The following is a 15,185-nucleotide window of genomic DNA, read 5'->3' as shown; positions in this document are numbered from 1 at the left end:
CGTCACCTCCTCGGCGTCATCTCCTCGGCGTCACCCGGTCGCCGGCACCTCGCCGCCCGGGCCGCGTGCTCCGACGAGCGGGACCTCGGTTCCGGCGGCAAGATCGGTGCGGGTTCGGGGGCCTGCGACCGTGCCGGACCGGCTGGTGCGGAGGACGTCGAGGGAGGACTCGTGAACGACGACACCGTGATCTGGGTGGTCGTGGCGGTGGCCGCGCTGCTGCTCGTGGGGCTGCTGGTGTGGTTCCTGACGCGCAAGCGCACGGAGCGCCGGCAGCAGGAGCACCTGCGGGAGCGCTTCGGTGACGAGTACGACCGCCGGGTCGAGGAGTCCGGCGACGAGCGGGCCGCGCGCCGTCACCTGTCGCAGGTCGAGGAGCGGCGGGAGCAGGTCCGGATCCGTGACCTGGCCCCGGCGGCCCGAGAGCGGTACCTGCAGCGCTGGCAGACGGTCCAGGCGGACTTCGTCGACCGGCCGGGAGAGTCGGTGGACGCCGCCGACGCGCTCGTCGTCGACCTGATGCGTGAGCGCGGCTACCCGGTCGACGACATGGACACCCGCGCCGACATGGTCGCGGCCGACCACCCGGACGTCGTCCGCGACTACCGGGCCGCGCTCGACGCGCGACATCGTCACCACGACGCCGGTGACGAGGCGACCACCGAGGAGCTGCGCCGGGCGATGGTGCACTACCGCTCGCTCGTCGAGCGGCTCGTCGGTGACGCCGACACCGCGGGCGGGGCAGCCGACAGCACCAGCGGCGGCGGGCGTCACCAGGCCCGCACGCCGGACGACCCGCCCGCCGGCGGTCCGACCACGGACGACGGCCACCCCGACGACGAGCACCGTGACGACGAGCACCGTGACGACGCGCACCGTGACGACGCGCGCCGTGACGACGCGCAGAGTGACCCGCACCGGGTCGACCTCACCGAGCACGACACCCGGGCGGAGCACCGCACCGACGAGCGCTGAGGTCGGCGCCGTCCGGCCGGACGGGGGACGCCCCCGGGTGCACGCCGCACCCGGGGGCGTGCCGCGTCCGGACGCGGCAGGGGTGGCGCAGCGCCACCCCGGTCAGGCCGGCCGGGGTCAGGGCCGGTCGGCCCACAGGGATGTCCACGTGAGGTCCAGCTCGCCGAGCAGGTCGCGCACCAGCGGCAGGCTCACCCCGACGACGTTGTGGTGGTCGCCGTCCAGACCGCGGACGAACGCCCCGCCGAGACCGTCCACCGTGAACGCACCGGCCACCCGCAGCGGCTCCCCGGTGGCCACGTAGGCCTCGATCTCGACGTCCGTGGGGTCGGCGAAGTGGACGGTCGTCGACGCCACCGCGCCCAGCGTCGCGCCGGAGCCGTCCTCGGCGCGCTCGTCGACCACCCAGTGCCCCGTGTGCAGGATGCCGGAGCCGCCGCGCATGCGCCGCCAGCGGCTCACGGCCTCGGCCGCGTCCGCGGGCTTGCCGTGGACCTCGCCGTCGAGCTCCAGCACCGAGTCGCAGCCCAGGACGACGGCGTCGTCCGGGAGGTCCTCGCGGCCGGCGACGTCCTCGGCCTTCGCGCGGGCGAGCACCAGCGCCACGTCCTGGGCGTCGGTGACGCCGTAGCGTCGGACGACCTCGTCCTCGTCGACCGCGGAGACCACGACGACCGGGTCGAGACCGGCGCGCCTCAGGGTCGCGAGGCGGGCAGGGGACGCTGAGGCGAGGACGAGCGTGGGCACGCGGCCACCTTACGGAGGTGGCGGGTGCGCCCGCGACGCGGTCAGGGGACGGTGACCGTGCCGGACCCGGCGAGCGCGGTGCCGTGCGCGCCGATCGCGTACACGGTCACGGTCCGCCGGCCGGCGGCGGCGTCCAGCCGGACGGCGAAGCCGTGGTCGCCGGCCGTCCCGAAGGCGGCGTTGACGTCGGGCCGCGGGATGCCGGTCGGGAACCAGGCGACGCCGACGCCGTCGAGGTAGACGGCCACCGGGACGTCGGCGGCCGGGGTGTCGCGGTCCAGCGCCCACCCGCGGACCTCCAGGCCCCCGGGGACGGCCGTGACGGCGTCGACGCTGCCCAGGGGCCCCAGGGGCGCCACGCTCACGGTCCGGCTGTCGACGAGGACGTCGGCGAGCCGCCCGGCGGTGTCCCGGGCGTGGACCGTCAGGCCGGAGGGGCCGACCGGCGCGGGGAACCGCGCCTCGAAGCCGTGGTCCCCGGTCGTGCCGTGCGCCCGGTTCACGTCCGGACGGGGCTGCGACGTCACCACCTCGGCGACGACGGCGCCGTCGCGCCGCACGACGAGCGTGACCGGGTCCGCCGGGGTGTCCGGGTCGAGCGCCCAACCGCGCAGGGTCACCTGGCCCCCGGCGCCGACCGCGCTGTCGACGCGACCGAACGGCGCGCGCGGTCCGACGTCGACGACGCGGGTGCCCAGGATCGGGTTGCGGCCGCGGTCGGCCCCGACGGCGATGCCGACGACGTCGATGCGCCGGCGCCCGTCGGGCAGGTCCAGCTCGAGGTCGAAGCCGTGGTCGCCGGTGACCCCGAGGACGCGGTTGACGTCGGGCCGCGGGACCCCGGTCGGGAACCACGCCACGCCGGCGCCGTCGACGAACACGGCCACCGAGATCGCCGCGGCGGGGTCGTCGCGGTCCACCGCCCACCCGCGCACGCGCACCCTCTCGCCGCCCGGGCGCTCGGCCACGGTGCTCACCGAGTCGATGCTGCCCACCGGCGGGTGCGCGGGGTTCACGTGGTGGACGACCCGTCCCAGCAGGGGGTTGGCGCCGGCGTCCGGCCCGACGGCGATCCCGTACAGCGACAGCTCCCGCACCCCGTCGGGCAGGAGCGCCTCCAGCACGAAGCCGTGGTTGCCGCTGGCCCCGTACGCGGCGTTGACGTCGGCGCGGTGGACCTCGGTGGCGTACCAGCCGACCCCGCGACCGTCGGCGTACAACGCGACCGGGATCGACTCCCAGGGGTGGTCGCGGTCGAGGGCCCACCCCGACACGGTGACCGTGTTGCCGTCGCTCCAGACGCCGTCGACGGCGCCGACGGGCGCCGTCCCGGGGTCGGGGTGGGGCCTGCGGCCGTCGCTGCCGGCGAAGAAGTGCTGGTAGTCAACGGGTCGGGTCCACGAGCCGCCCCAGCCCCAGCCCTGGTCGGCGAAGGCGCGGGTCGTGGCGTCCCCGGCCAGCACCATCCCTGGGCGCACGACCCGGCGGTCCAGGTAGTCGCGGCCCGCCGGTGGCAGCACCGTGGAGCCCGACACGTACGGGTTCTGGACCGGGTTGAGGTCGATGGCGCGACCGTAGGCGTGCTCGGACCACGAGGTGCCGCCGGCGACGGGCCGGCAGTTGAACGCCGAGGTGTTGTTCGCGGCCATGGACGCGTCGTCCGAGCCGCCGAACGCGTCGACGCGCTGCATCCGCTCGATCGGGAACCCCTGGCGGTACAGGGTGTGGAAGACCCGCAGGACACGGTGCGCCGAGTCGGCGTGCACGACCAGCTCGCCCTGGTGCACCGCGCCGTCGAACCCGTGGTGCAGCAGCCGCAGCAGCCGCAGGTCCGCCGGGCCGACCGGGCACCCCGCGCGCCAGGAGGACGGCAGGTCGGCGGAGGTGACCCGGTGCACCGAGCCGGTGAACGCGGGCGTGGGCGCCGCGGCGTCGGCCGGTCCCTGGCCTCTCGACGGGGCCACCACCAGCGCGGCGGCGACCGCCAGGGCCGCGAGCACGGTGGCGAGCGCCCGCGGGCGTGACGTCCTGGCCTCCATGCCGGGACACTAACCCGCCGTCACGTCCCGCGGACAGTGCGTGAGGGGAACGGGTCGGGCGGGCGCTCAGCGCGGCAGCAGCGCCTCCCGCAGCGTGTCCAGCCCGACGGAGCCGACGTCCAGCGCGCGACGGTGGAACGCCTTGAGGTCGAAGGCCTCCCCCTCGCGGGCGCGCACCTCGTCGCGCAGCTGCAGCCACAGGCGCTCACCGACCTTGTAGGACGGCGCCTGGCCGGGCCAGCCCAGGTAGCGCAGGTGCTCGAAGCGGAGGAACTCCTCCTGCTGGCGGGTGTGGGCGGTCATCCACGCCCACAGCCGGTCGGCGTCCCACGTGCCGCCACCGAGCTCGGCCGGCGCCTCCAGACCGCAGTGCAGGCCGATGTCGCCGACGACGCGCATGGCGCGGAAGGCGGATCCGTCGAGCATCCCGAGCCGGTCCGCCGGCTCGTCGAGGAAGCCGAGGTCCGCCATCAGGCGCTCGGCGTACAGCGCCCACCCCTCGCCGTGCCCCGACGTCCAGCACATCATCCGGCGCCACCGGTTGAGCAGCTCGGCCCGGACCATCGTCTGGCCCACCTGCAGGTGGTGGCCGGGGACTCCCTCGTGGTAGACGGTCGTCGTCTCGCGCCAGGTGGCGAACGTCGTGACGCCGTCCGGCACCGCCCACCACATCCGGCCGGGACGGGAGAAGTCCTCCGACGGGCCGGTGTAGTAGATCCCGCCCGAGCTGGTCGGGGCGATCATGCACTCGATCCGGCGCACCGGGTCCGGGACGTCGAAGTGGACGCCGGCCAGCGCCTCGACGGCCGCGTCGGCGCGCTCCTGCATCCAGTCGCGGAACGCCTCCTTGCCCTCGATGTTCACCGCCGGGTCCGCGTCGAGGTGGGCGACGGCGTCCTCGATGGACCCGCCGGGCAGGACGTGGTCGGCCACGGACCGCATCTCCGCCTCGATCCGGGCGAGCTCCTCCTGCCCCCACGCGTACGTCTCGTCGAGGTCGACCGTGGCGCCCAGGAAGTACCGCGACCACAGCTGGTAGGCGTCGCGACCGACCGCGTCCTCGGCGCGGGCGGCGGGCAGCAGCTCCTCGCGCAGGTACGCCCCGAGCCGCCCGTACGCCTCGGCGGCCGACCGCGCGCCCGCGTCCAGGTCGCAGGCCAGCGCGGGGCCGGCGCCCGTCCCGCCGCGGCCGGCGAGGTCGGCGAAGAAGCCGGACCCCGGCTCCGACAGCCGCGAGACCTGCTCCAGGACCGCCTCGACCTGCCGGCGCGCCGGGGCGTTGCCGTCGGCGACGGCGCGGCGCAGGCCCGCCACGTAGCCGTCGACGCTGTGGCCGAGCCGCGACATGCGGCGGGCCACCGTCGCCCAGTCGTCCGGGGTGGCGGTCGGCATCAGGTCGAAGACGTCGCGCATCGTCTGCGCGTCGGAGGCGATGACGTTGAGCCCGCCGTACGCCAGGCCGGCGTCGTGGATCTCCAGCTCCAGGCCGACGCGCTCGCGGACGGCGGAGACGGTCACCTCGTCCACCGCGTCCGCGGGCCGGGCCGCGGTCACCTGCTCGAGGAACCGTCGGGCCAGCGCGGCGCGCTCGTCGACCGCGTCCGGCGACAGGTCGGTCACCTCGTCGTCGTGCCCGGCGACGCCGAGGTAGGTGGCGGTGAAGGGGTCGAGGGCGCAGACGTCGTCGACGTACGCGTTCGCGATCTCGTCGATCCTGCTGGTGGGGCGCGGGTCTCGCTGGCTCGTCACGCGCGCACCCTACCGACGTCCCGCCCCGGGGAAGGCCGCGCCGGGGTGGCGCCCCGTCAGCGGGGCAGCGCCGACGCGCGCCAGGCGCCGGGCCCGGGGGACACGGTGCCCCGCAGCGCCAGCTCGCGGTGCGTCCACGCGCTCGTGGGCCCGGCGTCCGCGGAGCCGGTCGCGCCGCCCGTCGCCGCGAGGACGCACACCAGCGCGGCGACCTCCTCGGCCGTCGGCGCACCGTGCACGACCCGCAGCGCGGGGCGCGCGGTGTCCGCGGCGTTCTCGTGGTCGCTCACCGGTCCTCCTCGTCGGGGCCCAGCGGGCCCTCGTCGTCACCCGGGCCGCCCCCGGCGTGCTCGCCGCGGGCCACGAAGTACTCCGAGACCACGAAGCCGTCGGCCTCCAGGCGCGCGACCAGGTCGCCCGCCGCCTCGTCGAGGACCTCGATCACGCCGTCCAGCTGGTCCGGGGAGCGTCCCTCGTCCACCCCGACGACCAGCCCGACGCTGAACGCGTCGGCGGCCAGCGGCGGGACGGCCTCCGGCTCGTCGTCCTCGACCGGCCCGCCGTCGTCCTCCCACATCGGCTCGATGGTGGGCACGAAGCCGACCGTCGACTCGAACTCGTCCTCGAGGCGCCCCAGCGCCAGACCGAGCGAGACGGCCGACTCCTCGACCCTCGGGTCGAGGTCGGCCTGCTCGGGGTCGAACTCCCCGCGCACCCCGCGTGCCAGCGTCACGTACGAGCGCAGCGCGGCCACCGCGTCCTCGACGGCGGCGTCGAGGTCGTCGCCGGTGGTGGGGTCGGGGCCGCGTCGTCCGTCGCTCACAGGGGGATGTTCCCGTGCTTCCTCGTCGGCAGCGACTCGCGCTTGGTCCGCAGCATCCGCAGGGCCTTGACCACCATGCTGCGCGTGGACGAGGGCTGGATCACCGCGTCGACGTACCCGCGCTCGGCGGCGACGTAGGGGTTGGCGAGGGTGTCCTCGTACTCGGTGACGAACCGCTGGCGCGCCGCCTCGACGTCGTCGCCGCGCTCGGCGGCCTCCTTGAGCTGGTTGCGGTACAGGATGTTCACCGCGCCCTGGGCGCCCATGACCGCGATCTGGGCGGTCGGCCAGGCGAGGTTGACGTCGGCCCCCAGGTGCTTGGACCCCATGACGTCGTAGGCGCCGCCGTAGGCCTTGCGCGTGATGACCGTGACCAGCGGGACGGTCGCCTCGGCGTAGGCGTAGATGAGCTTCGCGCCGCGGCGGATGATGCCGTCCCACTCCTGGTCGGTGCCGGGCAGGAACCCGGGGACGTCGACGAAGGTCAGCACGGGGACGTTGAAGGCGTCGCAGGTGCGGACGAAGCGCGCGGCCTTCTCGGACGCGTCGATGTCCAGCGTCCCGGCGAACTGCATCGGCTGGTTGGCCACGACCCCCACGCTGCGTCCCTCCACCCGCCCGAAGCCGGTGAGCAGGTTCGGGGCGAACAGCGGCTGGGTCTCGAGGAACTCGCCGTCGTCGAGGACGTGCTCGATGACGGTGTGCATGTCGTAGGGCTGGTTCGCCGAGTCGGGGATGAACCCGTCGAGCTCGCGGTCGGCGTCCGTCACCTCGAGGGCGGCGGGGTCGTCGCCGCCGAGCACCGGCGGGTCCGACAGGTTGTTCGAGGGCAGGTGCGAGAGCAGCTCCTTGACGTACTCGATCGCGTCGTCCTCGTCGGTGCCCATGTAGTGGGCGTTGCCGCTCTTGGTGTTGTGGGTGCGGGCGCCGCCGAGGTCCTCCATCGCGACGTCCTCGCCGGTCACCGTCTTGATGACGTCCGGGCCGGTGATGAACATGTGCGAGGTCTGGTCGACCATGACGGTGAAGTCGGTGATGGCGGGGGAGTACACGGCGCCGCCCGCGCACGGGCCCATGATCAGGGAGATCTGGGGCACGACGCCCGACGCGTGCACGTTGCGCTTGAAGATCTCCCCGTACAGGCCGAGGGATGCCACGCCCTCCTGGATCCGCGCGCCGCCGGAGTCGTTGATCCCGATGACGGGGCAGCCGGTCTTGATGGCGAGGTCCATCACCTTGACGATCTTCTCGCCGAAGACCTCGCCGAGCGAGCCGCCGAAGACGGTGAAGTCCTGGGCGAACACGCACACCGGGCGGCCGTCGACCGTCCCGTAGCCGGTGACCACGCCGTCGCCGTAGGGGCGGTTCGCCTCCTGGCCGAAGTTCGTGGAGCGGTGCCGGGCGAACTCGTCGAGCTCGGTGAAGGACCCCTCGTCGAGCAGCGCCTCGATCCGCTCGCGGGCGGTCTTCTTGCCCTTGGCGTGCTGCTTCTCGACGGCCCGCGCGGAGCCGGCGTGCACCGCCTCGTCGATGCGGCGGCGCAGGTCGGCCTCCTTGCCCGCGGTGCTGTGCAGGTCGGGCTCGGTGGCGTCGCCGTCGGGAGTCGGGGACGGCTCGGTCAGGGGGCTGGCCATGCTCGGGCTCCTTCTGGCGTGCGGACCTCTGACGCCCCCCGGCGGCGTGCGGTGCGCACGGCGGGCTCGGGCGTCCTGGCCGCGAAGCCTAGTGCGGCGCGCACGGGGCGGCCGCATGGCGTCGGCCACACCCGAGGAGCTCGGTGTCGGTGCGGCCTCGGTGCGGGGCGGGCCGTCGAGCCGGGGGACGCGTGCGAGGATGTGCTGCCCGATATGTCCAGCGTGTACCGAAATCACCTGGGTTCGTCCGGTCCGCGGGCTCAAGGTCCGCGCCGTCGGTGCCGAGACCACCACGGGCCCCACGGCGCCCGCACGCGTCCCCGAACCGCAGGAGAACCCGCTCGTGCCCACCCCCAGGACCCCTCGTCGCCGCGCCGCGGCGCCCCGCCGGCTCGTCGCGGTGCTGGTCACCGCCGTCCTCGCCGTCGCGGGGCTGGTCGCCGTCGCCCCCACAGCGGGCGCCGCCACCCCCGCCACGCCCGTGTTCCCCCGGTACATCGACGCGTACGCCGGCTGGGAGACCGAGTCGGGGTGCGACCCCACCGCCAAGCCCGGGGCGCTGAGCCTGCAGGCGCTGATCCACCGCACGTGGGGCAGCCGACCCGGCTCGAACATCAGCCGCAGCTGCACGGCGAGCAACAGCGGGCACGAGGAGGGGCGCTCCATCGACTGGATGACCAACGCCCGGATCCCGGCCCAGGACGCGATGGCCGACGAGCTGATCACGTGGCTGCTGGCGACCGACCAGCACGGCAACCCCAACGCCATGGCCCGCCGCCTCGGCGTCTCGTACATCATCTACGACAGCATGACCTTCTCCCTGAGCCGCAACGGCGCCTACTGGCGGGAGTACAGCGACTGCCAGCGGGTCCGGACCGGGCCGGAGTTCGACAACATCTGCCACCGCAACCACGTGCACATCTCGCTGAGCTGGGCGGGCGCCCACCAGCAGACCACCTGGTACACGCTCGCCGGTGAGACCCGCGAGCCCTGCGTCACGCCGCCGACCCCGAAGGCCCCGCCGGCGCCGTCGACCGCCGCCCTGGGCTACGTCCCGGTGCAGCCGCACCGGGTGCTCGACACCCGGCACGGGACGGGTGTGGACGGCGCGTGCTGGGTGCCCGGGTTCGGGCGGGTCGACGTCGCCGTGACCGGCACCGGCGGGGTGCCGGCCTCGGGCGTCGCCGCCGTCGTCCTCAACGTCACCGCCGCCAACGCGGCCGGCGCCCTGTGGGTCGGCGCGCACGCCGCCGGCGCCACGTACCAGGGTACGTCCAGCCTCAACTCCAGCGCGGGCGGCTCGGTCGCCGCCCTCGTCACCGTGCCGGTCGGGACGGGTGGAGAGGTCAGCCTGCGGACCGGTGGCGCCCGCACCGACCTGGTCGCCGACGTGGTGGGCTACCACCCCGCCGACGGCTCCGGTGCCCGCTACACCCCGCTGCCGGCGTCGCGCGCCCTGGACGCCACGCTGGCTCCGGGCACGTGGACGGCGGTGCCGCCCGGCGTCCCGGCCGGAGCCACGGCGGTCAGCGCCAACGCCACCGTCGTCGCCCCCAGCGAGAGCTTCCTGACCCTCGCCCCGGGGACGCCGGGCGGCGCCGGGCCGTCGACCTCGAGCGTCAACGCACGGTCCGGGACCGCGGTGGCCAACCGCAGCCTGATGGGCCTGTCCGGTGACCGGCTGTCCGTCTTCAGCTCGGCCCGCGGTCGGGGCGTCGTCGACGTGACGGGGTACTTCGCGCCCGGTGCGGGAGCCGGGTACCGCCCGCTGTCCCCGTCGCGGGTCGTGGACTCGCGCGACGGCACCGGCGGCGTCCCCCGGCTCACCGCCGGGACCACCCGCACCGTGCAGCTCGGTGGCCGCGGCGGCGTCCCCACCGGGGCCAGCGCGGCCGTGGTCAGCCTGACCCTGGACGGCGCGACGACCTGGACCTACGCGACGGCGTGGCAGGCGGGGCGGCCGCAGCCGCCGACCTCCGACGTCAACGTCGCCCCCGGCCTGCCCGCGGCCAACATGGCCGTGGTGCCGCTGGACTCGCAGGGTCGCGCGAGCATCCGCCTCAACGAGGGGTCCGCCGACGTCCTGGTCGACGTGCTCGGCTACTTCGGGGCGGCGTCCTGAGCCGACCCGCCACCCGGCCCGGCCGCCCGGGGGACGGCGAGCGTGCCGTCCACGGGACGGCCGGGCCGGCGGCCTAGGCTGTCGGCGTGACCGACGTCATGGGGGCCGCCGAGGCGGGGAGCCGCCGGGAGCTGGACGCAGCCGCCCTGCGCCGGCTGCTCGCCGGCCCGGCCGGGCCCGTGACGCGCCTGGACGTCGTCGCCTCGACGGCGTCGACCAACGCCGACCTGCTGGCGGTCGCCGGGGACCCGGCGTGGCCGGACCTGTCCGTGCTCGTCACCGACGACCAGCGCGCCGGCCGCGGCCGGCTGGGGCGCACCTGGACCACGCCCCCGGGTGACGCGCTGGCGGTCTCGGTGCTGCTGCGCCCGTCGCCGCCGGTCGCCTGCTGGGGGTGGGTTCCGCTGCTCACGGGCCTCGCGGTGGTCGACGCGCTGCGGTCCGTGGCCGGGGTGGACGCCGGTCTGAAGTGGCCGAACGACGTGCTCGTCCCCGGGCCCGACGGGGCGCACCGCAAGGTCTGCGGCGTGCTCGCCGAGGTCGCGCCCCGAGGCGACGCGGTCGTCGTGGGCGCGGGGGTCAACGTCCGCCAGCCGGCGGAGCGGCTGCCGGTGCCCACGGCCACCTCGCTCCTGCTCGCGGGCGCCGATCAGGCCGACCCGCCGGCGGTCCTCGCCGCCGTCCTCGACCGGCTCGTCCGCCGCTACCGGGACTGGTGCGCGGCCGACGGCGACGCACGGGCCAGCGGTCTGCACGCCGCCGTGGGTGAGCGGTGCCTGACCCTGGGCCGGCCGGTGCGGGTGGAGCTCCCCGGGGGCAGGCCGCCGCTGCTGGGGACGGCGCGGGAGGTCGACGCGCAGGGCCGTCTCGTGGTCGCGACGGCGGCCGGTCCCGTGGCGGTCTCCGCCGGGGAGGTCGTCCACCTGCGCCCGCAGGAGCGTTGAGCCGTGGGAGGGCTGGGGGTGCACGAGCACCGCGCGGACGGCGCGACGGGCGGGGGAGCCGCGGAGCAGGAGGTCGTCACCGTCCGCCCGCACGCCTCCTGCCTCGTCCCACCCGCGCTGGTCCTCGTCCTGGTGGGAGCGCTCACCGGCGTGCTCGTGGGGCTCCTGGACGGCCGTCCGCCCGCGCTCGGGGCCGCGGTGGCCGCCGTCCTGGCCGTGGTGGTGCTGCGGTTCTGCGTCCGGCCGTTCGCGCGGTGGTGGACGACGACGACCCGCCTCACCACCCGTCGGCTCGTGCTGTGCACGGGGACGTTCTCGCGCCACCGGCGCGACGTCCCGCTGAGCCGGGTCGTGGCCGTCGACCTGCGCCGCACGCTGCGCCAGCGCCTGACCGGCGCGGGCACCCTCGTGCTGCAGGTGGAGGGCGCGGGGGAGGGACGCTCCGAGGTGGTGCTGGCCGGCCTGCCGTGGTCGCAGCGGCTGCAGGACCGGCTGTCCACCCTGGCCGCGGACTGCCGGCGGGCCGAGCGCGGGACGACGGGCGCGGAGGAGGCGTGGTGACCTCGGGAGGCGACTGCGACCACGGCCGCCCGCTGCAGGGGGACCCTCCGCGCTGCGACTGCGACGCGGTCACGGACCGGGCGAGCGGGGAGCGGACCTCGGGTCGCCGGCTGCGCTCCCGGGAGGTGTCCGGAGAGGCCGGCGTCTCGCTGCTGTCGGCGCGCAAGTTCTGGCGCGCGCTGGGCTTCCCCAACGTCGAGGAGGGCGCGGCGGCCTTCGGGGAGGCCGACGTGGCGGCGCTGCGGGAGGTCTCCGGCCTCGTCCGCGAGGGCCTCGTCGACGAGGCGACGGCGCTGGGTCTGACCCGTGCGGTCGGCCGGACGGTGGACCGGATGGCGTCCTGGCAGCTGCAGCTCGTCGCCGAGGTGCACGACGAGCGCCGCGCCGCCCGCCGGGCCGCCGGCGGGCAGGGCGGTGCCTCGGGGACCGGCGAGGACGCCGCCGCCGGCGTCGCCGAGGAGGTGATGGCGCTCGCGGACCGGCTGGAGTCCCTGGTGGTCTACGCCTGGCGCCGGCACCTCGAGGCGCACGTGCGCCGCTTCGTCGTCGAGCACGCGCCCGACGAGGAGGTGCAGGCGGTGTCGCGCTCCGTGGGCTTCGCCGACCTCGTGTCGTTCACCCGCGTGGTGCGCCGGCTGAGCGAGCGGGAGCTCGCGGCGCTGGTGCAGCGCTTCGAGGCGACGGCGTCCGACATCGTCGCCTCGCACGGCGGGCGGGTGGTCAAGACCGTGGGTGACGAGGTCCTCTTCGTGGCCCAGCGGGCGTCGTCGGCCGCGGGCATCGCGCTCGACGTGGCGGAGGAGATGTCCCACGACCCGGTGCTGCCCGACGTCCGGGTCGGGATGGCGACCGGGCCCGTGGTCGCCCGTCTGGGCGACGTCTTCGGCACGACGGTGAACCGGGCGGCCCGGCTCACGGCGCTCACGCAGGCCGGCGCCGTGCTCGTGGACGAGGCGACGGCCAACGCCCTCAACGAGGTGTCGGGTTTCTCGGTGCAGGCGATGCCGCGCCGGACGCTGCGCGGCATCGGGCCCGTCACGCCGTACCGGGTGACCCGCCGGGTCGTCCGCGGGGCGGAGTCGGGGCCGGTCGCCCCCGAGGACGGGACGGGGACGCCGGACGACGCGCCCGAGGTGCCGGCGGGCTAGCGGTCGAGCGGGCTGGCGGGATGCCCGCCGGTCAGGACGAGGGAGCCGCCGTCCGGCAGCCGAGCAGCGGGTTCGTGGACCCGGGCCCGACGTTGATGGCGTACACGCACACCTGCTCGCCCGCACGGGCGGGCACGACCGCCGAGAAGCCGGTCCGCTCGCCGAGGCCGGGGTGCACGCGGCGCACGTCGGGCCGCAGGACGTCGGCCGGGTAGGCGCCGCCCCAGCGGCCGCCGACGTAGGCGTGCACGCTGGTCGGGGCGGCGCTGTCGGGGTCGCCGGCCCAGCCGGTCACCCGCACCCCTCCGGACTGCGCGCTGGCGCTGTCGAAGGAGCCGAGGGGGCTGCGGTTGACCGAGACGCGCCGGCAGCCGAGGAGGGTGTTGGCGTCGCCCGCCCCGACGTTGATGCCGAACGCGCAGACCTGGTGGGTGCCGTCGGGCAGGCGCAGCTCGCCGGCGAAGCCGCGGCGGTCACCGTGCCCGGGGTAGGCCGCGGCCACGTCGGGCCGGGACCGGTCGGCCGCGAGCTGGGTGCCCCACCTGCCGTCGACGTACACGTGGACGGTGGTCGGCGCGGTGCTGCTGGGGTCGATCGTCCAGCCGCTGACGGCGACGCGGTCGTCGGTCGCCGAGGCCGCCACCCGGTCCAGGGTGCCGAAGGGGTTGGCGCTCACCGTCACCTGACGGCAGCCGAGCAGGGGGTTGGGCGCGGACGGGCCGGTGTTGATGGCGAACACGCACACCCGGTGGGTGCCGTGACCCACCGCGACGGTGCCGTCGAAGCCCAGCCGGTCGCCGTGCCCCGGGTAGGACCAGGCCACGTCGGGCCGGCTGCGGTCGGCGGCCAGCGCCGTCCCCCAGCCGCCGTCGACGTAGACGTGCACCGAGGTGGTGCCCCCGTCGGGGTCGAGCGCCCACCCGGCCACGCGCACCTCGGCGCGGCCCGGGGCGGTGGCCCGCGCGACGTCCACGGCGCCGACGGGCGCCTGCGCGACCGGGGCGGGCGCGGCGCCGTCGACCGGCTGGCGGAAGACCTGGGTGACCCAGACGCGTCCGTGCCCGGTGGCGACGCCGATCCCGACCTGGCTGTGACGGCTGTCCAGGATGTTCGCGCGGTGCCCGGCGGAGGCCATCAGGGCGCCGTGCACCTGGGCCTCGCTGCCGCCCACGCCGACGTTCTCGGCGATCCGCCGCCACCCGCCCACCTCGCTGGACAGGGAGGGGTTGTGGCGCAGCCGGTTCTCGGCGGCCATCCGCTCGCTCCAGCGCTGCGCCACCTGGTCGAGGTCGGCGGCGCGGGCCAGCGGCGCGACACCGGCCGCCGCGCGTTCCTGGTTGACCAGGGACAGCAGCTGCGGGGAGGCGCTCGCCGGGGAGGGGGCCACGAGGGCGCTCATCCACGTGACGGCGACGAGGAGGGCCGCAAGAGCAACTGAACGTGTTCGCACGGACACCCAGAGTATTTCATCCGTTCGGGTGTGCGCAAAACGGGCGCGCACCGCGCAGGCCTCGGCAGGCCGGTGGGCGGACCAGGCCGGTTCAGCCGCAGGCTCACAGCCCGACTCAGCGCTGCACGTCGCCGGTGGCCGCTGGAGTCGGCCGCTGTCGCGCCGCTAGGGTCCGGCGTCCATGACCGACCCCACCGCGTCCCAGCCCGGCCCCGTGCGCGTCGAGGAGCACCCGGACGGCGTCCGTGAGCTCGTCCTGGACCGGCCGGACGCGATGAACGCCGTCTCGACGGCGCTCGCGTCCGCGCTCGCGGACGCCACGAGGGGCCTGGCCGACGACCCGGCGACCAGGGTGGTGGTGGTGACCTCGTCCTCGCCTCGCGCGTTCTGCGTCGGCGCCGACCTCAAGGAGCGCAACCGCTTCACCGACGACGACCTGCGCCGGCAGCGGGAGGTCACCCGGCGCGCGTACGGCGGCGTGCTGGACCTGCCCGTGCCGGCGGTCGCCGCGGTCGACGGGTTCGCTCTCGGCGGCGGCCTCGAGATCGCCCTGTCCTGCGACCTGCTCGTGGCCGGGGCGGACGCCGTGCTCGGGCTGCCGGAGGTCTCCGTCGGCGTCATCCCCGGCGGCGGCGGCACCCAGCTGCTCACCCGCCGGCTCGGCTGGTCCCGGGCCGCGGACCTCGTGTTCACGGCCCGGCGCGTGAGCGCCGAGGAGGGTCACCGGATCGGGCTGGTGGACCGGCTCGTCGACGCGGGCACCGCCCGGGCCGCGGCCCTCGAGCTGGCGGCGCAGGTGGCCGCCCACTCGCCGGTCGGGCTGCGTCAGGCGAAGCGGGCGATGCGCCGCGGCATGGACGTCGACCTGCCGACCGGGCTGGACGTCGAGGACGGCGCGTGGCGCGCGACCGCCTTCTCCGCGGACCGGGCGGAGGGCGTGCGCGCCTTCGCCGAGAAGCGCCGCCCCCGCTGGCCCGGCGTCTGAGCGACCCG

The 15,185-nt window shown here is 76.1% G+C and carries 13 protein-coding genes; 6 read left to right on the top strand and 7 right to left on the bottom strand.

All coding sequences use genetic code 11. From position 1 onward, the window contains the following. Nucleotides 1-171 precede the first annotated feature (171 nt). Nucleotides 172-975, top strand: a complete 804-nt coding sequence (locus ACYVQV_RS09910) for a hypothetical protein (protein WP_461023118.1) — start codon at nt 172-174, stop codon at nt 973-975. A gap of 117 nt (nt 976-1,092) precedes the next feature. Here ACYVQV_RS09910 and ACYVQV_RS09905 read toward each other — a convergent pair whose 3' ends face one another. The 6 genes from ACYVQV_RS09905 to ACYVQV_RS09880 all read right to left on the bottom strand — a co-directional run bounded on the left by ACYVQV_RS09905 (nt 1,093) and on the right by ACYVQV_RS09880 (nt 7,967). Next, a complete protein-coding gene (locus tag ACYVQV_RS09905) occupies nt 1,093-1,722 on the bottom strand; it encodes a Maf family protein (RefSeq protein WP_461023117.1) in 630 nt (209 codons plus the stop codon). A gap of 41 nt (nt 1,723-1,763) precedes the next feature. Next, nucleotides 1,764-3,761, bottom strand: coding sequence for a M15 family metallopeptidase (locus ACYVQV_RS09900; protein WP_461023116.1), 1,998 nt, complete (start codon nt 3,759-3,761; stop codon nt 1,764-1,766). A 66-nt stretch (nt 3,762-3,827) separates the two neighbouring features. Next, nucleotides 3,828-5,510 carry a DUF885 domain-containing protein gene (locus ACYVQV_RS09895; protein WP_461023115.1) on the bottom strand — a complete coding sequence of 561 codons (1,683 nt, stop codon included), beginning with the start codon at nt 5,508-5,510 and terminating at the stop codon, nt 3,828-3,830. 56 nt (nt 5,511-5,566) lie between these two features. Further along, nucleotides 5,567-5,800 carry an acyl-CoA carboxylase subunit epsilon gene (locus ACYVQV_RS09890; RefSeq protein WP_461023114.1) on the bottom strand — a complete coding sequence of 78 codons (234 nt, stop codon included), beginning with the start codon at nt 5,798-5,800 and terminating at the stop codon, nt 5,567-5,569. Next, nucleotides 5,797-6,333 carry a hypothetical protein gene (locus ACYVQV_RS09885; protein WP_461023113.1) on the bottom strand — a complete coding sequence of 179 codons (537 nt, stop codon included), beginning with the start codon at nt 6,331-6,333 and terminating at the stop codon, nt 5,797-5,799. The genes ACYVQV_RS09890 and ACYVQV_RS09885 overlap by 4 nt, the downstream gene beginning before the upstream one ends. Further along, entirely contained in the window at nt 6,330-7,967 is a 1,638-nt protein-coding gene (locus ACYVQV_RS09880) for an acyl-CoA carboxylase subunit beta (RefSeq protein WP_461023112.1), read from the bottom strand. Before ACYVQV_RS09880 ends, ACYVQV_RS09885 begins: the two co-directional genes overlap by 4 nt. Before the next feature lie 343 nt (nt 7,968-8,310). Between ACYVQV_RS09880 and ACYVQV_RS09875 the strand changes: the two genes are divergently transcribed. The 4 genes from ACYVQV_RS09875 (at nt 8,311) to ACYVQV_RS09860 (ending at nt 12,742) form a co-directional block, all read left to right on the top strand. Continuing rightward, the gene (locus ACYVQV_RS09875; RefSeq protein WP_461023111.1) at nt 8,311-10,089 is read left to right on the top strand and encodes a DUF5585 domain-containing protein; all 1,779 of its coding nucleotides are present in this window, start codon (nt 8,311-8,313) and stop codon (nt 10,087-10,089) included. An 86-nt stretch (nt 10,090-10,175) separates the two neighbouring features. Continuing rightward, nucleotides 10,176-11,033 (top strand): biotin--[acetyl-CoA-carboxylase] ligase, encoded by an 858-nt coding sequence (locus ACYVQV_RS09870; RefSeq protein WP_461023110.1) that lies wholly within the window; start codon nt 10,176-10,178, stop codon nt 11,031-11,033. A 3-nt stretch (nt 11,034-11,036) separates the two neighbouring features. Further along, nucleotides 11,037-11,594 carry a PH domain-containing protein gene (locus ACYVQV_RS09865; RefSeq protein WP_461023109.1) on the top strand — a complete coding sequence of 186 codons (558 nt, stop codon included), beginning with the start codon at nt 11,037-11,039 and terminating at the stop codon, nt 11,592-11,594. Further along, entirely contained in the window at nt 11,591-12,742 is a 1,152-nt protein-coding gene (locus ACYVQV_RS09860) for an adenylate/guanylate cyclase domain-containing protein (protein ID WP_461023108.1), read from the top strand. The genes ACYVQV_RS09865 and ACYVQV_RS09860 overlap by 4 nt, the downstream gene beginning before the upstream one ends. Nucleotides 12,743-12,773: 31 nt before the next feature. Here the strand turns inward: ACYVQV_RS09860 and ACYVQV_RS09855 are convergent, their stop codons facing one another. Next, nucleotides 12,774-14,141: a CAP domain-containing protein gene (locus tag ACYVQV_RS09855; RefSeq protein ID WP_461023107.1), complete on the bottom strand. Its 1,368-nt coding sequence runs from the start codon at nt 14,139-14,141 to the stop codon at nt 12,774-12,776. Between the two features lie 232 nt (nt 14,142-14,373). Here ACYVQV_RS09855 and ACYVQV_RS09850 point away from each other — a divergent pair, with 232 nt between their 5' ends. Beyond that, the gene (locus tag ACYVQV_RS09850) at nt 14,374-15,177 is read left to right on the top strand and encodes an enoyl-CoA hydratase/isomerase family protein (protein WP_461023106.1); all 804 of its coding nucleotides are present in this window, start codon (nt 14,374-14,376) and stop codon (nt 15,175-15,177) included. The last annotated feature ends 8 nt before the right edge of the window (nt 15,178-15,185 follow it).

Source organism: Thalassiella azotivora (genome assembly GCF_054781695.1).
This window is presented reverse-complemented; position numbering and strand designations above follow the sequence as displayed.